Raw genomic sequence first — 24,265 nt, forward strand, 5'->3', positions numbered from 1 at the left:
AGCATGTCGTCACAAATACAAGCCTCTAACTCTTTAAATATTTTAGCCGAAGCGCTTTGTGCAGACTTGCGCCACCGCCATATTTCGGTTTTTAGGCCTCATTATATTGTTACCCAAACCGAAGGGATGAACAATTGGCTGCGTATGCAAATGGCACAAAACCTGGGTATTGCCGCCAATTACCGCTTTTTAAAACCTAACGATTTGGTGAACCAGCTGTACGCTATTTTAGGTGGCGAATTTAGCACCTTGCTAAACCCGGCCAACCAAAGTTGGTTGATATTTAAAATATTAGGCGAGCGCGATTTTATAAAACGCTTTCCAAAAATCGCCTCTTATTACCAAACGGATGGCCCAGATGCCGATTTAAAACGATTTGCGCTGGCAGAAAAAGTCGCCGATTTGTTTGACCAATATCAAATATACCGTGCCAAAATGATGCGCGAGTGGAACGGAAAGTCGTTGGCCGAGCTTAATGCAGACCAATGGCAGACCTATATTTGGGTAAAAGCGGCGCAAAGTGCCGGTGGGCAACTTCCAGACAAAACCGCTATCGGCAATTTCATCATCCAAGAACTGCGACAACCCGAAAAACAAGCGATGTTGCAAAACCGGATGCCCGAGCTTAGCTTGTTTGGGCTATCGGTACTAACCAGCTTTCACCTGGAGATTTTTAATGCGCTTGGGCAATGGGTAAATTTTAGCTATTATCTCATTAACCCCGCTCCTAACGTTTACTGGTTCGAGGATTTGAGCAACAAAAGGCTAATGCAACTCAAGAAAAAGGGTTTTGTAGAACCGTACGAGGAAATGCAAGGCAACAAACTGCTCACCAGCTGGGGAAAAATTATTCAGCATACCTTTAAGATGCTGTTTGAGAACGAGGAGCTGATAAATTCTTATACAGAACTTGCCACCGCAGAACCTACAAGTGACACACTGCTGCACAAAATTCAGCACGAGCTTTACCATAACCTGAACGATGACGCACGCCAAAACATCAGCGAAAGCGAATTAAAAGATGGCTCTGTGGTAATCAATTCTTGTTTTACGCCCGCGCGCGAGGTAGAAACGCTGTACAATTATTTGGTGGCTTTGGTGGATGAAAAAGAAGAAAGGCTTTCGCCACGTGATGTGGTAGTGATGGTGAGCGATATTGATGCTTACGCCCCTTACATTAAAGCTGTTTTTAACAACGCACCTTATAAATTCGGTTTTACTATTGCCGATGAAAGCTTTGCCTCTAATGATACCATCGCTGCCGCATTAATTGCCTTGCTGGAAATTAATCCGCAAAAGTTCCATGCCGAGGATGTGCTGCAATTGCTGGATTTTAGCTACATCCGCAAGCGTTTTGGCATTAGCGATGCCGATTTGATACGCAGCGTGGTGGCCAAAGCCAATATCCGCACAGGTATTAAAGGAGATAAGCTAGACGATAGCCATTATATGAGCTGGACCTACGGTTTACAACGTATCATTTACGGTTTGTGTTTGGGTAACCAATCGGAATACTTTTTAGATGGCGATGAAAGCATTTTCCCGGTTGATGCCGTTGAGGGCAGCGCTTCTGACGAACTCATCCGCTTTATCCATTTTGTGCAAGTGCTGATAAGTACGCTAGAGCAGCGCGAACGCCACAGACCTATTGATGAATGGGTAAAATACGTGGAAACCTTGTTGCTCAATTTAGTTTTTGACCCAGGCGAAAATGCCGATGAAGATTATCAGGCCTTGCTGGGGCAGTTAGAGCAGTACAACACCGCAACTGATCTTTTTGGCGCAGAGATAAGTTACACCATATTTAGCCACAGTCTGTTAAGCGCAATTAGCGCTAGCACGCGTTTGGGTTCTTTTGCCGGCGGTGGGATTACTTTTTGCTCGCTCATCCCTATGCGTAGTATCCCTTTTAAGGTAATTGCATTGTTAGGGCTAAACTTTGATAAATTCCCGAGGAAAGAAACGCAGGTGAGTTTTAACCTTATTACACAGCATCCTTTGCCCGGCGACCGTAACGTGAAAGACAATGACAAACATTTGTTTTTAGAAACGCTGCTTTCTGCACAAGATTACCTGTACATCAGTTACATTGGGCAAAACGTTAAAGATAACTCTAGCTTGCCGCCATCAGCCCTGGTTGATGAGCTGCTGGATTATCTGCAAAACAAATATGTAGCAGATGATAAAGTGGCCGATGTTTTAGTGCAAAAACAGGCGCTCCACCATTTTAGCACTAAAAACTTCGAGAATGGTAAAATCAATTATCTGGACATTCAACATGCAATGAACCACAGCTTAACTGTTACCAAACAGCAGGAAGAACTTAATTTTAATGAGCTTGCTACGCACGTGTTCGTCAATTTCTTCAAAAATCCGATAAAAGCCTATTTCAACCGCGTTTTGGCTATTTATTATGAGGACGAAGAAACGCTATTGTCAAGCACAGAAGTATTTGATTTAAACCATCGCGAGAAATGGCAGTTAAAGCAGGACCTGTTACGTTGCGGAAACGGCCCAAAAGAGCAGGAAGCTTTGCGTTTAAGGCAGTTAAAAACAGGGAATTTACCTTTAAAAAATTTCTCGAGAATAGCCGTGGCAGAGGTGGAAGAAATGGTAGAACCTGTGCGCAACTTGTACTTAGCAGCAACCTCGGGATTGTCAGAAAGCACAATAAACATAGAACTTGAAATACCCGAAGCCAACATCAAATTTAACGGCAGCCTTTCCAATATTTATGGCGAGAAAATGGTAGTGGTATGCTGGTCCTCGGTAGCATATAAATATCTGATAGACGCCTACATCAGCTATCTGTTTGCGCAGGCCAGCGGTTATAATTTAAAGCTTTACTTTATTAACGCTAATACAGGGCGCTGTTATGAGGCTTTTTATATTGATGAACAATCGGCGAAAGCCAAATTAATTGATTTGCACAACTTGTTTATAGAAGGGCATCAGGAAATTTTACTTTTTTACGCCGACCTAGGCTACGGAGAAACAGATTTTGATGAATTACACATGGGTAATTTGAAAAAATTATTGACCAAAAAGTTTGAAAAACCCGAGTACAGCGACGTTTATACCAACATTAAATACAACGAAGGATTTTTTGAAATGGATTTGGAAACCGACGGAGAAAAATTTGAAGAGTTTAAACGTAACTTCGACACCATTTTAAAGCCTGCCGTAAAGCTTTTTCCTACCTATTTCACAAAAGCTGATGGGATTAAATGATATGAATACCAAATTTAAAAATTTTGATGCCAGCACCGTTGATTTGGCGGGCAGTAATTTAATTGAAGCCAGCGCCGGAACCGGCAAAACTTATTCTATAGCTATTTTGGTGCTTCGGCTTTTGTTAGAGAAGCAAATCAACATCCGCGAGATATTGATGGTAACGTTTACCAAAGCCGCTGTGGCCGAACTGGAAGAGCGAATCCGCCTATTTGTGCGTACCGCCCAAAAGGCCGCGCAGGGCGAAAGCGTTAAAGATGGCAACATTACGCAAATAGTGGAAAATGCCAGAAATGCAGGCAACCCTGTAAACCAGCTTTTGGAAGAAGCCGTCGCGTTTTTGGATGAAACCGCAGTGCTTACCATACATAGTTTTTGCCAGCAAACCTTAAATGAATTTGCTTTTGAAACGCAACAGCTGTTTAACGTGGAGCTGATGCAAGACGAGGCACAACTGATAGCCGATGAATGCAACAAGTTTTGGCGAAAATACGTCAGCACCATCCCCACCCCGGCTTTGGGCCTTTTTCACAAAGCTAAATTATCCAAAAGCCAAATCCAAAGCGTGGTAAAAAGCCATTCAAGTGGCACAAAATATTACCATTACCAACCGGATAAAGACTATACCACCAATGCCGATGACTACGCGCAAATTGCAGACGAGGCAGCGAAACTGCATGAAGCTATCGTGACGTTTGAGCAGAAAATCTTTGACGAAGTAAAGCTACGCCGGGGAGAGATTGAAGAAGCCTGCGCAGGCCAAAAACACCTAACAAACTGGTTTATTCCTTATCAGGATGAAGACACCTTTTTAAAGGCCTTAGCGTTTAACCGTACAAAAACAACGCTAAATAAAATGCCCTGCGCAGCACATTTTTTAGAACTTATTGATGAATTAGAATTGCTGAAAGCTGAGAAAGAAGCTTTTATACGAAAACATATTAATATACTGATTTGCAATGGTATCAATCAAATCAGTGAAAGCGTAACTTTTTATAAAAGCCGTTACAGTCAAGTAAGTTTTGATGATTTAATTGCCAAGTTGCACGTGGCTTTGGTGCAAAAAGATAACGACAGCCTGGTTGCCCGTTTGCAAGAAAAATATAAGGCCGTTTTTATAGATGAATTTCAGGATACCGACCGTTTGCAGTACGAAATATTTGATAAAGCTTTCGGCAAAAACACCATTCTGTTTTACATTGGCGATCCAAAGCAATCTATTTATGCCTGGCGCAAAGCGGATGTACAAACTTATTTTAGGGCAAAAAACGCAGTGGACAATTTGTATGGCATGAACCAGAATTACCGCTCTTCTGCACGGATGATAGCGGCCATGAACATCTTTTTTAAGCCCAAACCAGATACCGACACCTTTAATTTTGGCGATGCACCCGCCGAAAAACGGATAGATTACATTGCGGTAGAAGCACCAGAAAATACTCAGAAGGGCAATTTATTGGCAAACGGCGAGCCTATCGCGCCCATCCAAATCAGCGTAAGTAAAAACAAAGGAATTATTCAGCAATCTTTAGTGGCGCAGATAGCAAAAATTTTGGATAACGATACATTTCAATTAGAAACTAATGGTATAAAGAGGAAGGTGTTGCCAAAGGATATCGGGATTTTGGTGCGTAAAAATAGCGAAGGTATTGCGATAAAAAACGTACTTTCTGCCTACGGGATTCAAGCTGTAACCATTAACGACGGAAAAGTACTGCAAACACAGGAAGCGCAATATTTGCTTTATTTATTGCAGGCCATTATAGATATCAACCGGGCCAACATCAACAAAGCTTTGCTCTCGCCTTTTACCGCTTTTAAGGTGGAAGAAATTTTAGCCCTAAATTCTGATTTGATTATTGAGCTGTTTAAAAACTACAAATCTCTTTGGGAAAAAGATGGCATTTACACCGCGCTAAAAACTTGGATCAAGGATTTTGCAATTGAAGAAAAACTGCTCAAAAATGCGGAATTAAACGGCGAACGCACTGTCACCAACCTTAATCAGCTGATTGAACTTTTACATAAAACACAAAATCGTAAAAACCTGAACAGCTTAGAGTTAATAAGTTGGTTAAAACGCGGGATTGAAGGTATGGAAACCGAAGGCGACGAATTTGAGCAACGGATAGAAAGCGATGAAGATGCCATTAAAATTGTGACTATCCATAAAAGCAAAGGGCTGGAATATAACATTGTATTTATCCCGAGTTTAGATTTCTTGAGAGAACCGCCTAAAGATTTTAATTATAATTTTAGGGACGAAAGCGGCAATTACATCAGCGGGGCAAAGCACGATTTAAGTGCAGACGAACAAGAAGAAACGCTGAAACAAGTAGAGCAGGAAAACCGCCGGTTAATTTATGTAGCCATTACGCGCGCGGTATCACAATGTTATATTTATAAAAGTACCGCCAGTTATTATAAGGGTTCGTCTATGGAATTTTTCATTAAAGAATTGGATGGCATACAAACGAACCTCATACAGTTTGTTGATGAACAGCAGGTGCCAGAAGGCTACCGTTATCGCGCGACAGCGCTTAAACCTGGAGAAAAGCCGTTACGTCCAATTAAATTCACTTTATTAGATAGCAACTGGCATAAGCTCAGTTACTCCGCTTTACGGGCCGATCATCCCATCAGCACAAAAAATAAAAGCAATACCGAAAAAAGCGAGTACGACGATTTTATTTTTAACCAACTGCGGCGAGGTGCTAAAACCGGCAATATGTTGCACTTCATATTTGAGAACATCCATTTTAACAATCCGCAAAAATGGGCTGATGTAATAGAAGAAGCCATTAAACGCTTTGTGCCGCAACAGCAAGAATATTATGCGCCAATGTTAAATACCCTGCTAGAGAACGTGCTAAACGCTCCTATTTTGCTGGGCGACCGTGCTTTTAAACTTTCAGATGTTAACACGTTCAAATGCATCCACGAGTTCGAGTTCGATTTCCTGCTTGATGAGTTTTTACCCGCGCAACTTTCGCAATTGAGTACAGATGCTGCGCAAATTGCCATTAGGCCTTGGACAAGAGCAAAAGGTTTAATGAACGGTAAAATTGACTTGTTTTTTGAGCATGATGGCAAATATTATGTACTGGATTGGAAATCAAATTATTTGGGCGACCGGCTTGAAGATTACGATACGGAACAATTAAGCGAAGCAATGAACGAAAACAATTATCACCTGCAATACCTCATTTACAGCTTGGCGGTGCGTAAATACCTAGAAAGCCGCATTCCAAATTTCAACTTCGATAGGCAATTTGGTGGCGTAATTTATTTGTTTGTACGCGGAATGCGAAGCGCATCTAACACAGGTGTGTTTACAGCAAAGCCGAGCTGGACGCTTATAAACAAACTAGATAAACTATTAAACAGCGTTGCGGTATAAGCTGTAAGATGATGAACGTTTGATTCTAAGCTGACAAGCGTCATTCTGTTTCCGGTGATTACAAAGCAATTTTGAGGGTAAACCAAATTATCAAGCAAAATGGAAACGCTTCAGGCTAGAGAGTGCATTGCGCTGTTAAACGAAAACTACATCGGTCATTTGGCCTTTATTGCTGATGAAAAGCCCTATACCGTGCCTATCACCTATTATTTTGATCAAAAAGATTCAATCATCGCCTACGCGGGCGAAGGTTTTAAAATAGAAGCCATGCGTAAAAACAGCCGCGTTGCTTTACAGGTAGAGCAGATTGAAGATGTTAAAAACTGGAGATCAGTTATGGTGCAGGGACATTTTAAAGAAGCTTTTGGTAGCGAGGCCAAATTTTTATTGCAAGAATTTGCCAACGGTGTAAAAAACGTCATTTCGCAGCATCACCACCAGCATGTGCGCTTCATCAGCGATTTCACTAGCGATGTTTATACCAGAGGCACTACCAGCGTTTACCGCATCAAAATAAAAGAGATGTTTGGTAAAAAGATGGTGCAAGTTGGTTAGTTTGGAGTCCATTTAGTGATTAGGAGTTCATTAGTTATTAAAGTTCATTTGTCATTAGTTCATTAATATGGATTGAGGTTTATTGTGCAGCTCATGGTTTGCGATTTTATAACGTACGATTAACAGAATCGTTTATCTTAGCGGTAAAAAGAATATCAATACCCGGTACTCAATACCCAATACTCACTACTCACTACCCCTATTCCCATGCTCGTCCAATACATCGAAGCTTTAATTTTTGCATCTGATGCCAGTCTAAGGTTTGAAGAGATTTTGATTTGTTTACACGGTGCTTTAGAACAAGATTTTACAGACGCGGAAGTGAAAGAGGCGATAGCGCAAATTAAACATCGTTATAACGAGCAAAATTCTGCGCTAGAACTGGTAGAAATTGCCGGCGGTTACCAGTTTTTAACGCGCAAAAGCATGCAAAGCGTTGTTAACCAATTGCACATCCAAAAATCAAAGAAGAAGCTCAGCCAGTCGGCATTAGAAACTTTAGCCATCATCGCCTACAGGCAACCCATAACCAAGCTAGAGATAGAGCAGATACGCGGTGTTAATTGCGATTATACTATGCAAAAGCTGTTAGAAAAAGATTTAATAAGCATTTCTGGCAAGGCGGATGGTCCCGGCAGACCCTTATTGTACAGATTAAGCCAATATTTTTTAGATTATTTTGGCATAGCTTCCATAGCCGATTTGCCTCAGCTAAAAGATGTTGAGGATAGCAACCAGATAGAGATTGGTAACAAGATTGACTAATTTTAAATCAATTTTTTGAAATTCATTTTTCCTTATATTTTTGCCGTTCACAAACACACAATTTATTTTTATAAGACTTTTTAAAATACTACATTAGTAAGTAAAGAAAGGAAATCAAGATGGCTAAGCAGATTAAACCCACCACCAACTCTACCGGGAAAACAAGTGCTGGTAAAAGCACAAAACCTGAGGCTGATCCGAAATCAAAAAGCAAATTTAACGATGAGGATGACGACGATTTTGATATGCCGATTGATGACCTAGACGGTTTTGATGACCTTAGCTATGACGAGGACGACGACTACTAAAGTCGCGGCCTACACAAATATTAACTAAAAGCATCCAAGAAAGGATGCTTTTTTTATTAAGACTTAAGCGCTACTATGACAATTTTAGAGGTTAACTCTGCAAAAACCAGGAAAGAGTTTTTAGATGTTGCACGCGTCATTTATAAAGACGACCCAGTTTGGGTTTGTCCTTTAGACCAAGACATCGAAACTATTTTTGACCCCAAAAAGAACAGTTTTTTTACGCATGGAAAAGCGAAACGCTGGATTTTAAAGGACGGGCAAAACCGATTAATTGGACGCATAGCCGCATTTATTAACGACAAAAAAGCCTACACGTTTGAAAAACCGACCGGTGGAATCGGTTTTGTGGAAAGTTTTGATAATGCAGCAGCTTTTAATCTGTTGTTTGATACGGCCAAAGAATGGCTAAAGCAACAAGGTATGGAGGCAATGACGGGCCCCATCAACTTTGGCGAAAATGATATGTTTTGGGGTTTATTGGTAGATGGGTTTACGCATCCGTCTTACGGAATGAATTATAACAAACCCTATTACCTGCAACACTTTAAAAATTACGGTTTCCGGGTTGATTATGAACAGCTCACCAACCACCTGGACCTGCATAAAGAATTTCCGGAACGCTTTACCAAGATAGCCGAATGGGTAGCCAAAAAACCGGGCTATGTTTTTAAATACTTGGACCCAAAGAATTTTGACCAGTTTGCCGAGGATTTTGTGGAGATATATAATGATGGCTGGAAGAACTTTACTAATTTTTCGCCCATCAAAATAGAAAGCGTAAAGCAAAGCTTTGAAAAAATGAAGGCTATCATGGATCCAAAGTTAATTTGGTTTGCCTACATCAACGGCGAACCTGCTTCTTTTATCGTAATGTTGCCCGATGCCAATCTGATGATTAAGCCCTTAAACGGCAAGCTAGATTTAATTGGCAAGCTGAAGTTTTTGTATAAAAAGCTAAGGGGCGTAAACCGGATGCGCGCTGTGGTAATGGGTACCAAAGAAAAATTCCAGAAACATGGTTTAGAGTCGGCGATGTTTATTAAACTGAAAGAATATGTTTTGCCCAAAAACCAGTACGACGAGCTTGAGCTTTCGTGGGTGGGTGATTTTAATGATAAAATGCTGGCTATACACAGCGCCACCGGTTCTGAATTTGGGAAAAAACACGCTACTTTAATCTGCGATTTTTAAAAGGCTAGCATCGTTAAACAAGAAAGGGCTTTGCGGTTGCAAAGCCCTTTCTGTTGATAGATAAAAACAGTTTACGGTGTTTTGCTTCCGCCTGTTTTTTTAACCGCGGCAGATTTAGTACTGGCTGCTTTATCATTCTTTGGTTTTGCTGTTTTAGCAGGGCTTTTAGCTGCTTTTGGCGCTTCTTTTTTGGTTTCAGCACTTTTTTCTTCGCCAGCCTCTTCTTCTGCCTTAGGCTCTTCTTCGTTAAATAATGGTAAATCTTTTAAAATGTGGTACCAGCCTACAATCTTTTTAATATCAGAGCCGTAAACTTTTTCCTCATCGTGACTAGGCGCAACCTCATAAAAGAAAGCACGTAAATCTTTTGCGTCCGCTTTTGCTTCTGGCACATTTCCTTGCGCTTTCATTTTGGCTAAAATATCCTTCAACTTCAAATCTTCATCATCGCCGTACACCGTAATATCTGCCAAAGAAGCCAATCTAGCAGTAGAAATATTCACGATAGATTTAGTTTTCTTTTCGTCTAAACTTTCCAGAATGTATCCAGATTTGTTTTGACCTACCAATTTATGTAATCCCGGTTTACCGGAAACCGAAACAACGCCTGTTAAATTCATATTTTTTTATTAAGCTTCAATAATATCTACACTAATAATTTTGTCGCCCTGCTTTATTGCATCCACAACATCAACGTTTTCAACCACTTTACCAAAGCAAGTATGGTTTCTGTCTAAATGAGCGGTATTTGCACGGCTGTGGCAAATAAAAAACTGAGAACCGCCGGTATTTCTGCCTGCATGTGCCATAGATAAAACGCCACGGTCGTGATATTGGTTTTCACCGGTTAGCTCGCAATCAATTTGATAACCGGGACCGCCAGAGCCTGCTTTGTAAGCAGTAGATTCATCTTTAGAAAAAGGGCAACCGCCTTGGATCACGAAATCCGGAATTACACGGTGAAAAGACAATCCGTTATAAAAACCTTCTTTAGCTAATTTCTTGAAATTTTCAACGGTTTTCGGAGCGTCATTATCGTAAAATTCAACCGTCATGTCGCCTTTCGCTGTCCTAATTATTGCTTTGCTCATAATTTGTGTTTAATTAGCTGGCAAAATTAATAAAATTTTCTGCCCAGCTAAACGTTTTGGTGTTTGTTACGTAATTTTAATCGATGAAGTCCTTTTACCTTTTTTTGCTGATTGCCTGCCTTAGTTTCCGTGCGCTAGCCTCATCCATCCTTGTCCCCATGGACGAAGATCAAAAAAATCATTTAAAAGCCTACGGCTTGGCCTACTACACGTTAAAGAATGGTTTAACGGTAGATTGGCTCTTGAATTACAGAGGAGGAAGTTTTTTAATTGCGTATAACCAAAAAATAGAATCGGAACTAAAAGTGCGCGGTATCAGTTACGATGTGATGGCTGATGCTAAAGTGAATGCAATTTTGACGCAGATTAGCCGAGCCGAGGTAAACATGGATATTGTGAAGTTAGAGAAAGCGCCTAAAATTGCGGTTTACTCGCCTAAAAGCAAACTTCCGTGGGATGATGCCGTGACTTTGGTGCTTACCTATGCCGAAATTCCTTACGATGTGGTTTACGATGAGGAAGTAATTCATGGAAAACTGCCAGAGTACGATTGGCTGCACCTGCACCACGAAGACTTTACCGGCCAGTACGGTAGGTTTTGGGCCAATTACCGCAGCACCGCCTGGTACATAGAAGACGTTAAAAACCAAGAGACCATGGCTAAAAAACTGGGTTTTAACAAAGTATCCTTAATGAAATTAGCCGTAGCCCAAAAGATAAGGGATTTTTGCGCTGGGGGCGGCTTTTTGTTCGCTATGTGTTCTGGAACAGATAGTTTCGATATTGCTTTAGCAGCGGAAGGCGTAGATATTTGCGAGCGCATGTTTGACGGCGACCCGGCAGATCCACAAGCGCAATCCAAGCTCAATTTTTCAAAGGCCTTTGCGTTCCACAACTTTACTTTGGATTTAAATCCGCTCAATTACGAGTTTTCGGATATTGATGTTACGCAAGGGCGCTTGGTGGACCGTACAAATGATTATTTCACTTTGTTTGATTTCTCGGCCAAATGGGATGTGGTGCCCACCATGCTTACGCAAAATCATGAGCGGGTGATTAAAGGTTTTATGGGACAAACTACCGCATTTAAGTCCAGCCTGATTAAACCTGATGTTTTAGTGATGGGCGAATTAAAATCTGCCGGTGAGGCCCGTTACATCCACGGCGAATACGGCAAAGGGCAATGGACTTTTTATGGTGGCCATGATCCGGAAGACTATCAGCATTTGGTAGGCGACCCTCCTACCGATTTAAATTTATACCCAAATTCACCGGGCTACCGCTTAATTTTGAACAATATTTTGTTTCCGGCCGCCAAAAAGAAAAAGCAGAAAACGTAGATAGAAGGTGTGGAAGGTAGAGGGTTTGAGGTGGAAGGTTTAAGACTTAGGGTTTGAGGTGGAAGGTTTAAGGCGGAAGGTTTGAGGCTTAAGGGTGTCAGATTTAAGGGAAACCAAAAGACATTCCGGTTCGGCTAAAGCCGATAAATGAAATTCGCTAAAATCATCGGGCTAAAGCCCGACGCTATTGAACACAAAAACGAGGGCTTGGCAGATAAACGGCGGGAGAATTAGAAGGTGGAGGAAGGTTTAAGGCGGAAGCTTAGGGTTTAAGGTATTGGGTTTAAGGCACCCTAAAAACGTTCCAGTTCGGCTAAAGCCAACAGATGAAATCTTCTAAAATCATCGGGCTAAAGCCCGACGCTATTGAAACCGGATGAGGTTTAAAAGCTTGAAGCCATATTTTCCCACACAAAATCAGGCAATCTTGCTACTCAATACTCACTACTCAATACCCGCTACTCAATACCCACTACCCACTACTCACCACCAAACCATCATAAGCCAAATTAATACCTGCGGGCAATTCTTTAGAAACATCCTCATGCCGTCCTAAACGGTGGCTAATATGGGTAAAATAAGTTTGTGAGGCGCCTACTTTTTGAGCAAAGGCAATGGCTTCATCAAAGGTAAAATGCGAGATGTGCGCTTCTTTTTGCAACGCGTTGATAACTAAAATCTTTGTGCCTTTAATTTTCTCAAACTCTGCGTCGCTTACTGTTTTCGCGTCGGTGATATAGGTAAAATCTTTTACGCGGAAACCCAGTACAGGCAGTTTATAGTGCATCACTTCTATGGGTGTAAAGTGCAAATCGCCTATCTCAAAATCTTTATTGCCGATGTGGTGAATGTTTATTTGCGGAATCCCCGGATATTTAAACTCCGAAAAGATATAATAAAACTCCCTTTTCAAAGATTCTTCCACTTCTGGCGTAGCGTAAATATCCATGGCTGCTTTCTGTTTAAAATTAAAAGCACGGATATCATCCAAACCGGCAACATGATCTTTGTGCGCGTGGGTAAAAACAACTGCATCTAAATGCTGTACGTTGTAACGCAACATCTGCTGCCGAAAATCGGGGCCGGTATCAATAATTACATTTTTTTCATCAGAGCTGATGAGGATACTGCTTCGCAACCGTTTGTCTCTCGGGTTTGCAGATTGGCATACTTCGCATCCGCAAGCGATAACAGGTACACCCTGTGAAGTTCCGGTTCCTAAAAATGTAATCTTCATCTATTTTTTGCTTTTTAAGGGAAAGCTTTCCCAAACCGCTACAACATCAATCCCAGCTATGTTTACGAATTACGCAAATAGTCAAATAGCCAGTTTAGTTTGTTTAATAGCGTAATAAAAGGCTTTTTGCTTTTCGGAGAGTTTACTGTCATTGGCATCGATGTTTTTAAGCAATTCGATAAGTGAAATGATTTTGCTCTCCAAATTAGAAAACTTGTTCACCATCACCAATTTGCTGTTCTCAATCAGGCAGGACCCTGTTTTGAAGTTCCCCTTCTCGTACCGCACCTTATACCCTAGCTCTTTCAGTAAAAGCTCCACTTTTTCTAAGGTATGGTTGGTGAAAGTAATGTTCATTTTGTTAACGTAAATCTACCACGTCCACACCCGGATGGGCTTTTGCATCAAAAGTAAAAAAGGCATCACTAACTTTCACGTTTGGGGTAAAAGTTTTGATCTGATAGGTATAAACGTTCCCGTTTTTATCATACACCACAATGTTTGACAGTTGCTTATTTACTTTATCTATACGCAATTTCACCTTAGAAAAAGACCGGTTTTGCAAAGGCGCCAATTCTACATTCTGATATCTACGCCCACCAATGGTAGTTTCGCCCAGGTACACATACTTAAAACCTTTCTCGTACATGGTAAAAATCTTTGCCGGGTTTAAGCTGTTCGGACTGTTATCAATCTCACTAACCTGAACTTCTTTATCCTGTTTTAAATAAGTCCATTGCACCTTTCCGTCTGATATCAGCTCTTGGCCGCCGATGATCACTTTATATTTATTCGATTTTGATTTGGCGTAAAGCACACCAGATTGGCTTTGGCTGATATTGGCCTGCGGACTTTTGATGCTGTATACAAAATCTACCTTCACCACATCGTATGAGCGGTATTTTTTGCTCACACCTGCCAAAATTGCTTTTGCTTCTGGGTCCGATTGCGCCACAGCACTCAACGATACAAATAAAAACGCTACAAATAAACTAATACTGCTTTTCTTCATTGCTAATGCTCAATTCTTTAATCTTTCTTGTCAAGCTCAGTCAAGAATTGTTCCAACGAATACTCATCCGGTATAAGTACCTCACGGGCTTTACTGCCCTCAAAAGGCCCTACAATGCCACAAGCTTCCAGCTGGTCCATAATACGGCCGGCGCGGTTGTAGCCTAGTTTCATTTTTCTTTGGATAAGCGAGGTAGATCCTTGCTGATGCATCACTATTAAACGCGCGGCATCCTCAAACATTGCGTCACGGTCTTTAGGGTCAAAATCTTTGATACTGCCACCATCCGCATCATCGCCCACATATTCCGGCAAATCGTAAGCAGAAGCATAGCCGCGCTGTTCGCCAATAAAATCTGTAACGCGGTCCACCTCTGGCGTATCTACAAAGGCACATTGCAGGCGAATCAAATCGCTTCCGGTAGATAAAAGCATATCTCCTTTTCCGATAAGCTGATCGGCGCCGCCAGAATCTAAAATGGTACGCGAATCAATTTTAGAAGTTACCCTAAATGCTAAACGCGCCGGGAAGTTGGCTTTAATAGTACCCGTAATAATGTTTACAGACGGTCTTTGCGTTGCCAGCACCAAGTGGATGCCGATGGCACGCGCCAACTGCGCCAAACGGGCAATTGGTGTTTCCACCTCTTTACCGGCGGTCATCATCAAATCGGCAAATTCATCAATCACCAAAACAATAAAAGGTAAAAAGCGGTGACCGTTATTTGGGTTAAGCTTGCGCTTCACAAATTTATCATTGTACTCGCGCAGGTTGCGCACACCGGCATCTTTCAACAGATCATAACGTTGATCCATCTCTATACACAGCGAGTTTAAAGTGTTAATCACCTTTTTGGTATCGGTAATAATGGCATCCTCCTCGCCTGGCAGTTTGGCTAAAAAGTGGCGCTCAATTTTCTTAAATAAAGAAAGCTCCACCTTTTTAGGGTCAACCAGCACCAATTTAAGTTGTGATGGATGTTTTTTGTAGAGCAAAGAAACCAAAATAGTGTTGATACCTACCGATTTACCTTGCCCCGTTGCACCGGCTACCAGCATGTGAGGCATCTTGGCTAAATCGGCAATAAATACCTCGTTAGAAATGGTTTTGCCCATCGCAATCGGCAAATCCATGGTGGTGTTCTGGAATTTCTCTGTAGCGATGATAGAGCGCATAGAAACCATCTCTGGGTGCGAGTTTGGCACCTCAATACCGATAGTTCCCTTTCCGGGCATTGGCGCAATAATACGGATACCCAAAGCGGCTAAACTCAGCGCAATATCATCTTCCAGGTTTTTAATTTTGGAAATACGCACGCCGGGCGCGGGGATAATCTCGTACAAAGTAACCGTTGGGCCAATGGTAGCTTTAATCTTATCAATGTCAATGTTATAGTTGCTCAGCGTTTCAACAATCTTGTTCTTGTTGTTCTCAAGCTCGGTGGTGTCTACGGCTATTTTGTTGTTTCCGTATTGCTCTAACAGTTCTAAAGTTGGGTTTTTATACGATGCCAAATCCAAAGTAGGGTCATAAGTACCAAATTGTTCAACTAAGGATTCTGACGTTATCTCCTCTTCAGACTTTTCTACGCTAAGCTCAATATTTTCTGGCTCTACAATTTCTAAAGCTTTATCGTCTGTTTTAGGCTGGTTGGTAACCGCTGGTTTTTCTACTTTCTCAAAACCGTCGTCCTCCGGTTCTTCGTCAGCCTCTAGCGTGTTATTCACCTCAAAACTGTTTATCGGAGGCGCAGACGGCGTTTCTTGTTGTGGCAAAGCCGCGTTTACCAAATTGTTTTGGCGTGGCGTGTTACTTACATATTTAAAATCATCTGCATTTAAAGGCTCACTTTCGGCTTCGTCAATATCTTCACCGTCTTCCAGCTCGTTGGGGATAATCACCTCGTCTTCCTCGCTTAAAGCCACGGGTTTGGGTGCTCGTTCTGGAAGTTTAAAATCAATATTGTAAGCCATCACCAAGCAGGCTAAAGCTGCAAAAAGTAAAATGCCGCCAACGCCAGCCCGCCCTACTTGTGCCTCTAACAATAAATTGGAGTAAAACCCAAATTCGCCCTCTAAATAATGCGGATACTCCGAAATAAAACCATGGAAAAAAGCTAAAGTAATAGATGTAAATACCAATAAGAAAAAACTGTATGCCAACATCTTAGGAATCGACAATAGTTCGACCTTAAAAAGCAATCGGTATCCTAAAACAATAAATACAAATACAAACAGAAATGAGGCAATGCCAAACCATTCGTAAATAAATTGGTGCGATAACAAAGCGCCCAACTTACCTGCCCAGTTTTGGATATCCGGATTAAGCACACCATTGGATTTTAACTCGGCACTGGTTTTAAAAAAGTTGGACCAGCCTCCGTTGGCATCTATCACATAACTTTGGTCATCTTGCCAAGTAAAAAGGTACGAGGTAAAAGAAATTAAAAAATATAAAGCCAGCAATAACAGAAACAAGCCACAGATTTTCACAAACCTATCGTTGTTAAAATTCAGCTTCGGAAAGTTGTTGCCAAGGCCGGGCTTTTCGGTTTTCTTCCGGAAAGGCTCTTTTGCTGATCCCGGCTCATCTCTAAAAGTATTTGTTCTAAACTGATTTCCTCTTACGGGCATTCGCGATTTGATTTTAACAACAAATATAATTTAATGATTAGGCAATGCTAACAAATATTTTTTTTAATAAAAAGATTAGTAGAAAGCAAAAATAAGCAAAACGGTTAAAACCGTTTATATACAATGCTTTACAAAACAGTAGTCTTAGTTTGGAACTCGGTGTCTGATAGGTTTTGGTCTTAAAAATACAAAGATAGGTTACTAATTCGTTACCGATTAGCAAAGGTAATTAAAGGTGTAACAGATTATATTTCAGTGTTTTGCCCTATTTTTCATATTCCCTTGTAACTCAATACAATTTAATTTTAAACATTAAACATTTGAGTTATGGAGCAGACAAAAAAATCTACGTTCAAATTACTTTTCTACCTGAAAAAGAACGAGCCGAAAAAGAACGGTAATGCCCCGATTATGGCACGTATTACTATTGATGGAACACCTAAGACTTTAGGAACAAAGTTAGAAATCAACCCAAATAATTGGGATTTAAAGTATGGAAGAGTTGAAGGCAAGAGTGCAAAAGCACTAGGTATTAACCAAAAATTGGATAATATACGGGCACGTATTGATACCCTTTATGAAGATATGCTGAAACACGAGGGTTTTGTAACGGCACAAAAGCTGAAACTTGCATTTCTCGGTGTTGGTATTATGGAAGATTCCTTGCTGAAAGTCTTTAAGAAGAACAATGACGATTTTGGGAAAATGGTAGTACAAGGAGAACGCTCCGAAAGTACCTACTACAAATACAAAATTGTCTATAACCACGTTACTGAATTTATCAAAAGCAGGTATCATCGTGATGACATGGCGTTCAGGGAATTGACGTGTGATTTTATCAGAGAGTTTGATTTCTTCCTTAGAATAGACAAAAAGTGCACACACAATACTGTTTGGGTATATACTATGCCACTCTATCGTGTTGCGGAAATAGCTGTCAAAAACGGTCTTATCAGGAAAAATCCTTTTGAAGATTATGAAATAGCGATGAAGGAAAATGACCGTAGCTATTTACTCAAGGAAAACGTTGAGTCCCTGTTATTACACAATCCTTCAAAACAAAATTATGAAATTGTAAAGGATCTTTTTGTATTCAGCTGTTTTACAGGACTATCTTATATAGATATTAAACAACTTAAAAGTACTAACATACAATCCTTTTTTGATGGTCACGATTGGATTATAAGCCGAAGACAAAAATCTGATGTTGCCTCTAATGTTAGGCTTATGGAAATACCCAAACGTATTATTGAAAAATATAAAGGTACTACCCGAAATGATTTTATTTTTCCTGTTCCAACTAATAAAATTTGTAATAGCCATATAGACAAACTTGTTCAAGAATTAGAGATTGTTACAGAACAAAAAGTAACCTTTCACACCGCAAGGCACACATTTGGAACAATGTTTTTAACAGAGGGTGTACCCCTTGAAAGCCTTAGCAAAATGATGGGACATAAAAACATTTCTACCACTCAAATCTATGCCAAGATTACCAGTCAGAAAATTAGCAAGGATATGGATTTGGTATCGCATAAATTTGCAGGAATGGAAGCCGCATTTTCTGAAATGGAGAAAGAGGTTATCATTTAGAATTTATATACACACAGAGCGAAGCAGGATTATGTCCTGCTTTTTTTATGCCCATACTTAATCCTCAAAAGCACATTTATTCCTCCAGCACCCATCCCATGCAATAAAAGAGCTTTGGCAGGATGACTTAATAAACCATACTGAAAAACTATCCAATCTTATCCCTCAACAAATATTTTCAGTACCGTTTACGTGGCCTCCAAAGCCACAATACTTTGAGATACTAAAATAAATTCTGCTAAATGTAATTGCAGGTTTTGTAATCATAAGGCCATTTCCTCAATGCCTTTTTCAAGTGCTTCCACATGATTTTTTATTCAAGAACCGATATGCTTTTTTGTTCCATTTCAAGAGCAAAGGTATTTCCGTGTTCTTAACGCAGAAACAAGGTCGTGCCTTCCTGGTTTGCAAAAAAAATCTCCACCCATTCGGGTCGTATTTTTTTGACAAAACCTTGTTCCTGCTAAACACTAACCTTTTTATGCTCGTGAAACGAAACAAAGCATACTCCGGCTCTTTAGACGAATAAAAAAAATGTCAGAAATGAAAAAATACAGCATTGGAAATGGCAAAAGAGTGAAACGAAACTTCAGCACCTCCTCTCATTGCCGAATAAATCAAGGGAAAAATCAGAACAAAATTAATAACGCAAAAAAGTAGAAATCATGAACATTACAGGAAGACTGACAAGAGATGCGGAAGTACGCACAACGTCACAGGACAAACAAGTAGTAAATTTTTCAGTAGCGACCAACGACAGCTACCGTAACAAACAAGGTGAGCGTGTAGAGCAAACAACCTATTTTGATTGCTCCTATTGGATAACCCCAAATGTAGCCAAGCTACTTACAAAAGGCACTTTGGTAGAACTATCGGGAAGAGTAAGTACAAGAGCGTGGACAGGCAATGACGGAGAGCCAAGAGCAGGACTGAATTTCCATACCTCACAAATCAAACTGCACGGCGGTGGCAAAAAAACGGAAACGGTACAAGCCACCACAGGCACAAACAATAATAAGACAGAAGACGACCTACCATTTTAACAACGAGTATTCAATCATTTTTTAACATCAAAATTTTAAGCATTATGGCACATAATATCAATTTCAACGAGAGAACAGGACGTTATTCATTTTTTAGCGTTCAGCAAAAAGCGTGGCACGGTTTGGGGCAAATCGTAGAACAGTACCCGACAAGCGAAGAAGCTATCAAGCACGCAGGGTTAGATTACGAAGTCGTAAAATCCCCACTATTTACAAAAGGTTCGGGCATTATCGAAACGGCTAACGGTATTGAGATAGGCAGTAGTGAATTGGAAGTACCTAACTATTTTGCTAACATACGCACCGATAACAATGCAGTATTGGGAGTAGTCGGAAAGGATTACCACATAGTACAAAATCGTGAAGCCTTTAATTTCTTTGATGCAATTGTAGGTGGTGGCGAGGGTATTCTCTATGAAACCGCAGGAGCATTAGGAAACGGAGAACGTATTTTCATCACAGCCAAATTGCCTGACTACATCCGTGTCGGTAATGGCGATGATGTTACGGAAAAGTACATCTTCCTAACCACTTCGCACGATGGTAGCGGAAGTATCACAGCCGCATTTACTCCTATCCGTATAGTTTGCCAAAACACCTTAAACGCTTCGTTACGCAGTATGACCAATGTGGTTCGTATCAAACATACTTCGGGAGCAAAACAACGTATAGAAAATGCCCACAAGATTATGGGACTTGCCAACACATTGAGCAACCAATTAGAGGGAATTTTCAATGAGTGGGCAAAAGTGAAGGTAACAGACCAAGAGGTTAAAAAGCTAATCCAATTGGCACTTTGCCCGAATAAGGAAACCTTTGATTTGCTAAAAAAGGGTGCTATGGATGAAATTTCCACCGTGTTCAAAAATACCGTTGAGGACGCATTTGCATACGCAATGATAAGCGATACACAGCAAATGGACACAACAAAAGGCACTTTGTTCGGAGCGTATAACGCTGTTACAGGCTACTATCAGAACGTGAGAAATTACAAGAATGACGAAGCCAAATTACAAAGCATTGTATTGGGTGGTACTGCTCAACTCAAATCACAGAAAGCATTTGACTTGTGTAATGGTTTTGCTTTAGATGGTGCAGAAATCCTAAACCTTAATTAAATAACAACAGGCTACCGCCTTAATCGGTGGTAGCCTACAAAATTTCATAACAATGAATACAAATTTTTTCAACCAGATACAGCAGTTGGACTTTACAGGAGTATTACAACTGAACATTTCAAAAGGAATAGAAAGCAACCTAATCGTAACAGTATTGCTTAACAACGAACAATGCGGAGATAGTGCCAAAAACGGTATTCCCCCATTGACATTTAACGCCACGCCCCAAGAGTTTGACGAGGGATTTTTTGAACAGATTACCAAACCTATACAAAAAATATCAGGCTTAATGGTGGATATGGAAAAATTCTTAAAGCAATTGGAAGAAGTTAAAAAACAATCGGCAATCGAGAAAGAAAAAGCCGAAAAGGAGAAAAAGGAAAAAGAAGCCAAAGACAAGAAATTTAAAGATGCTATAGTAAAGGCTGACGAGTTGGAGAAAGAGGGTAAGTTCCGTGAAGCGTGGATGAAAGTACCCGATATAACGGAGTTTCCCGAAAAAGCGGACGAGATACGCAAACGCAAAACATCATTATCCGACAAGTTTGCCACACCGAGCCTTTTCGGAACAATGGAAGAAGCACCACATGAATCGCCAGAGGAAGCAGTTACTGCCGATTATCCTATTGATGAAGCGGACGAAGAAGAATAAAAGTGTTAACCCCAAAATCAGAAAGTTATGTTATTAGCAACGCAATTAGAGCGAGTTTTCATACTCAAAGATAAAGGACAGGACATCAGACTGACCGACCCCGAACCACGTTGGAGCGTGGAAGCCGTAATGAATTTTTACGCCAATATGTACCCGATTTTGACAACCGCAAAAGTATCAGCACCACAAATAAAAGATGATGCAGTCGAGTACAAATTTGAGAGCGTAATGGGTACGAAAGGTTAAACCAAAATTTTAAAACGATGAATTATGCAACGCAACATCATATCGGGAACTATCAGCATACCCGAACAGAAACGACAACGGCAATTGCACCGACAGTTGGGCGAGTTTGCCAATTGGATGCAAAGACCAAAGGATGCAAACCAAGTGCAGAAAGACAAGCAGAAGTCCGTACCGATAGCAATGCTACCAATGGTATTTTAAAGTGTACGTTTCTGCCAAAACTGAAAACAGCAAAATCCGTACAGGCTTGTCAGAAAACGGAGAGGGATTTTCACAAGTCCCTTTCCAAACTTGCCGAGCATCACAGCATTGAGCCAATGCAGACCCAAGATTTTGAGTTTCCATACAATATAGTATTGTCTATGTGGGATATGGAAACCAAAGTAAAACGTACCAATATCAATTGGGAAGGTTTTAAATTGATACAGGATAGCAAGAAAACCTACTTTACAAGTGAGGAACGGTACAACACAGGTACAACCTTGTATTACATTCCAGTTGTGCCACTCTTTCAAATACTCAAAGACCAGAAGCGTAAAAAGACCGCACAGCTTTTACTATCAGTATGCAGTTATCTGTACCACATTGCCCAAATTCCCTATTACAGACAAGAAGAAAGTTATTTGTATTGGCTTTACGAAATGATGAACGATTGGGTTGAACAGGACGAGGAAACGGCAGAAACCGAAACCAACAAACGTGAGTTGAGAAATGCCGAATACATTGGCGATAAGGTGGAACAGAAGTTATTCAACCTCATCAATCTAAAGGTATTTGAAAAGCGTTTGAACCGATTTAAAAGTGTTGATACGTTCGATAGCGAATGTTGGAAAATTGCTCGCAATGCGTTTGCCCTTTATACTGAATATCCAAGCGAAAATATTTTCAGAAACGCAACATTGCCCGAAAAAGACCTTATGATAATGACGAGAATGAAATAATCGGAATGGAAAAGTACATTTCATTTATTGCAGATACTAAAGGCTGGTTATACGAAAGCCTTTCAGATACAATCAACAATGAATTTAACGAGTACGGAGCAATGGAAGAGCCAACTATTTCCAAGCAATTTGACGGAAGCGAAATACCAACAGCCAACCTCGATTTTGAGAACCGTTTGTTTGATTTATTAAATGATTTGAGTGGATTATTATACGAATACAAAACGATAGAAAAATGAACACAACAACAGATATAACAGACCATTTCGGAACATTGTACCACCCAAAATCTGCTTTGGTTTTCTACGAAGCCAAAGGAACAGATACCGATATGTACGTGGAGCATTTTGATATGGATAGCAATGGAACGCCTATAAATGCCCACCCACTGACAGTAAAAGAAGCTAACATTTTGGCAAAGGCTTTACAGACGGATGAAGAAAAAAACACAGCCTTTTTAAAGCCAAAGGGAATTTTGCCTACCAACATTCTGCATATTAATCCGAGCGAAAAAGGTACGGTGCTATGGTACACCAAAACACAGCAAAGGCAGATATATTTTGTGGATAGTTTGGGCATACCCAACGGAAAGGCACAAGTACCGCCAATGCTTTGGTTAGCGAGCAAAAGCAGTCTTACGGTATTTGCTTTGGCAAGCGACAGAAGACCTACCGAGAAAACGCCATTGCATTACGTCCCATTTTTCAATATCTACGAAAAAGGCAACGTATGTATGGGTACTGTTAGTATTGACATTAAAAATTCGGCTTCGGTTGAGGAATTTATACAGGCTTGGGAACATTATTTTTTCAATTCCTATTTCAGCCATTCATTATGCGAAAACTTGACGAAAAAAAACATTGTAAACCTTTGGAAAGACCTTATCAACACAGACAAACCCTTTCCTAAAGAAGTATTAAAAAAGAATAACAAAACCCTTAAAAATCTATTGTGATGAATACAGCAAAAACAGCAATCCATTTTACGGACAATTATCTGCTCAATCCGACAAACCCGATTTCGGTAAACCTTATCGGAGCAGGTGGCACAGGCTCAAAAGTATTGACCGCTTTAATGGAAATAAACGAAAGTTTGATAGCATTAGGACACGCAGGGTTGCAAGTCCGCCTTTGGGATGATGATGTTATCACGAGTGCTAATTTAGGCAGACAGCGTTTTGCAGAAAGTGAAACAGGATTATACAAATCCGTTGCCTTGATCAATCGTTGCAACCGTTGGGCGGGTACAAATTGGAAAGCCGAAACGATAAAATTTGAAAAGGACAAGTTTGGGAGAATGCCCGAAAAAGCAAGGGCAATCATTACCATTACTTGTGTGGATAATGTACAGGCGAGGTTTGGCGTTGCTGAAATTCTGAAAGAACTAAGTTACCGCAGACACTATCAAGATGAGCCGAAATATTGGTTAGACTTTGGCAACAGCCAGCATACAGGACAAGTGCTACTATCTACTATCGGAGAGATAAAGCAACCCAATTCCGAGAAATACCAAACGGTGGCAAGCCTGCCATTTGTTACCGATGAATTTGGCGAATTGCTGAAGCAATCCGAACAAGAAGACAACACGCCAAGTTGCTCCCTTGCCGAAGCATTGGAATACCAGGACTTGTTTATCAATTCCTCATTGACACAAATGGGTTGTTCCTTATTGTGGAACTTATTCCGCAGAGGAATGACCGAATACAAGGGATTTTTTCATAATCTGAAAGATTTCCGTACCCACCCGATAAAAGTCGCCTGACCCGAAAAATCGGGCGGGCAAAAATGCAATTCCTCACTTTGGTCGGAAACGCATTTTTGCATTTAGAATAGGTGCAACCCCCTTGTCAAAATGCACCACTACACAATTCCCTTTCCTTACATTTTACCAAACAGGTTGCGAGTTT

General features: G+C 40.6%; 22 protein-coding genes. 16 read left to right on the plus strand and 6 right to left on the minus strand.

What is annotated here, in order from left to right; translation table 11 throughout:
* Window positions 1-3: 3 nt before the first annotated feature.
* The 6 genes from recC to BCY91_RS13245 all read left to right on the plus strand — a co-directional run bounded on the left by recC (window position 4) and on the right by BCY91_RS13245 (window position 9,453).
* Window positions 4-3,231: an exodeoxyribonuclease V subunit gamma gene (recC, locus tag BCY91_RS13220; protein ID WP_120182518.1), complete on the plus strand. Its 3,228-nt coding sequence runs from the start codon at window positions 4-6 to the stop codon at window positions 3,229-3,231.
* 1 nt (window position 3,232) lies between these two features.
* Window positions 3,233-6,631: an exodeoxyribonuclease V subunit beta gene (recB, locus tag BCY91_RS13225; protein WP_182995385.1), complete on the plus strand. Its 3,399-nt coding sequence runs from the start codon at window positions 3,233-3,235 to the stop codon at window positions 6,629-6,631.
* A gap of 99 nt (window positions 6,632-6,730) precedes the next feature.
* Window positions 6,731-7,186, plus strand: coding sequence for a pyridoxamine 5'-phosphate oxidase family protein (locus tag BCY91_RS13230; protein ID WP_120182520.1), 456 nt, complete (start codon window positions 6,731-6,733; stop codon window positions 7,184-7,186).
* 207 nt (window positions 7,187-7,393) lie between these two features.
* Entirely contained in the window at window positions 7,394-7,951 is a 558-nt protein-coding gene (scpB, locus tag BCY91_RS13235; protein WP_120182521.1) for an SMC-Scp complex subunit ScpB, read from the plus strand.
* 119 nt (window positions 7,952-8,070) lie between these two features.
* A complete protein-coding gene (locus BCY91_RS13240; RefSeq protein WP_120182522.1) occupies window positions 8,071-8,259 on the plus strand; it encodes a hypothetical protein in 189 nt (62 codons plus the stop codon).
* Between the two features lie 75 nt (window positions 8,260-8,334).
* Window positions 8,335-9,453, plus strand: a complete 1,119-nt coding sequence (locus tag BCY91_RS13245; protein WP_120182523.1) for a GNAT family N-acetyltransferase — start codon at window positions 8,335-8,337, stop codon at window positions 9,451-9,453.
* A 71-nt stretch (window positions 9,454-9,524) separates the two neighbouring features.
* Here BCY91_RS13245 and BCY91_RS13250 read toward each other — a convergent pair whose 3' ends face one another.
* The gene (locus BCY91_RS13250) at window positions 9,525-10,073 is read right to left on the minus strand and encodes a DUF5606 family protein (RefSeq protein WP_120182524.1); all 549 of its coding nucleotides are present in this window, start codon (window positions 10,071-10,073) and stop codon (window positions 9,525-9,527) included.
* A gap of 9 nt (window positions 10,074-10,082) precedes the next feature.
* Entirely contained in the window at window positions 10,083-10,544 is a 462-nt protein-coding gene (locus BCY91_RS13255; protein WP_120182525.1) for a peptidylprolyl isomerase, read from the minus strand.
* Window positions 10,545-10,702: 158 nt separating this feature from the next.
* Between BCY91_RS13255 and BCY91_RS13260 the strand changes: the two genes are divergently transcribed.
* Window positions 10,703-11,884 (plus strand): asparagine synthetase B, encoded by a 1,182-nt coding sequence (locus tag BCY91_RS13260; RefSeq protein ID WP_120182551.1) that lies wholly within the window; start codon window positions 10,703-10,705, stop codon window positions 11,882-11,884.
* A gap of 472 nt (window positions 11,885-12,356) precedes the next feature.
* Here BCY91_RS13260 and BCY91_RS13265 read toward each other — a convergent pair whose 3' ends face one another.
* From BCY91_RS13265 to BCY91_RS13280, 4 genes are all read right to left on the minus strand, one after another.
* Complete coding sequence (locus BCY91_RS13265) at window positions 12,357-13,121, minus strand: MBL fold metallo-hydrolase (RefSeq protein ID WP_120182526.1); 765 nt, start codon at window positions 13,119-13,121, stop codon at window positions 12,357-12,359.
* Window positions 13,122-13,202: 81 nt separating this feature from the next.
* Window positions 13,203-13,478: a hypothetical protein gene (locus tag BCY91_RS13270; RefSeq protein ID WP_120182527.1), complete on the minus strand. Its 276-nt coding sequence runs from the start codon at window positions 13,476-13,478 to the stop codon at window positions 13,203-13,205.
* 4 nt (window positions 13,479-13,482) lie between these two features.
* Window positions 13,483-14,133, minus strand: a complete 651-nt coding sequence (locus tag BCY91_RS13275; protein ID WP_120182528.1) for a LolA family protein — start codon at window positions 14,131-14,133, stop codon at window positions 13,483-13,485.
* Window positions 14,134-14,150: 17 nt separating this feature from the next.
* Entirely contained in the window at window positions 14,151-16,766 is a 2,616-nt protein-coding gene (locus BCY91_RS13280) for an FtsK/SpoIIIE family DNA translocase (protein ID WP_120182529.1), read from the minus strand.
* A 327-nt stretch (window positions 16,767-17,093) separates the two neighbouring features.
* Between BCY91_RS13280 and BCY91_RS13285 the strand changes: the two genes are divergently transcribed.
* The 9 genes from BCY91_RS13285 (at window position 17,094) to BCY91_RS13320 (ending at window position 24,120) form a co-directional block, all read left to right on the plus strand.
* Complete coding sequence (locus BCY91_RS13285) at window positions 17,094-18,359, plus strand: site-specific integrase (RefSeq protein WP_078704261.1); 1,266 nt, start codon at window positions 17,094-17,096, stop codon at window positions 18,357-18,359.
* 665 nt (window positions 18,360-19,024) lie between these two features.
* Entirely contained in the window at window positions 19,025-19,402 is a 378-nt protein-coding gene (locus tag BCY91_RS13290; protein WP_113264893.1) for a single-stranded DNA-binding protein, read from the plus strand.
* Between the two features lie 44 nt (window positions 19,403-19,446).
* On the plus strand, window positions 19,447-20,520 hold the full coding sequence (locus tag BCY91_RS13295) for a DUF932 domain-containing protein (RefSeq protein ID WP_113264894.1): 1,074 nt from the start codon (window positions 19,447-19,449) through the stop codon (window positions 20,518-20,520).
* A 52-nt stretch (window positions 20,521-20,572) separates the two neighbouring features.
* Window positions 20,573-21,172: a PRTRC system protein E gene (locus BCY91_RS13300; RefSeq protein ID WP_078704255.1), complete on the plus strand. Its 600-nt coding sequence runs from the start codon at window positions 20,573-20,575 to the stop codon at window positions 21,170-21,172.
* A 27-nt stretch (window positions 21,173-21,199) separates the two neighbouring features.
* Complete coding sequence (locus BCY91_RS13305) at window positions 21,200-21,418, plus strand: PRTRC system protein C (protein WP_037438461.1); 219 nt, start codon at window positions 21,200-21,202, stop codon at window positions 21,416-21,418.
* A 17-nt stretch (window positions 21,419-21,435) separates the two neighbouring features.
* Window positions 21,436-22,359: a hypothetical protein gene (locus BCY91_RS13310; protein ID WP_245989010.1), complete on the plus strand. Its 924-nt coding sequence runs from the start codon at window positions 21,436-21,438 to the stop codon at window positions 22,357-22,359.
* 5 nt (window positions 22,360-22,364) lie between these two features.
* Window positions 22,365-22,598 (plus strand): hypothetical protein, encoded by a 234-nt coding sequence (locus BCY91_RS17895; RefSeq protein ID WP_245989011.1) that lies wholly within the window; start codon window positions 22,365-22,367, stop codon window positions 22,596-22,598.
* Window positions 22,595-23,314 (plus strand): PRTRC system protein B, encoded by a 720-nt coding sequence (locus BCY91_RS13315; RefSeq protein WP_120181048.1) that lies wholly within the window; start codon window positions 22,595-22,597, stop codon window positions 23,312-23,314. The genes BCY91_RS17895 and BCY91_RS13315 overlap by 4 nt, the downstream gene beginning before the upstream one ends.
* The gene (locus BCY91_RS13320; RefSeq protein WP_113264898.1) at window positions 23,314-24,120 is read left to right on the plus strand and encodes a PRTRC system ThiF family protein; all 807 of its coding nucleotides are present in this window, start codon (window positions 23,314-23,316) and stop codon (window positions 24,118-24,120) included. The genes BCY91_RS13315 and BCY91_RS13320 overlap by 1 nt, the downstream gene beginning before the upstream one ends.
* Window positions 24,121-24,265: the final 145 nt, after the last annotated feature.

Source organism: Pelobium manganitolerans (assembly GCF_003609575.1).
GTDB classification, from domain to species: domain Bacteria; phylum Bacteroidota; class Bacteroidia; order Sphingobacteriales; family Sphingobacteriaceae; genus Pseudopedobacter; species Pseudopedobacter manganitolerans.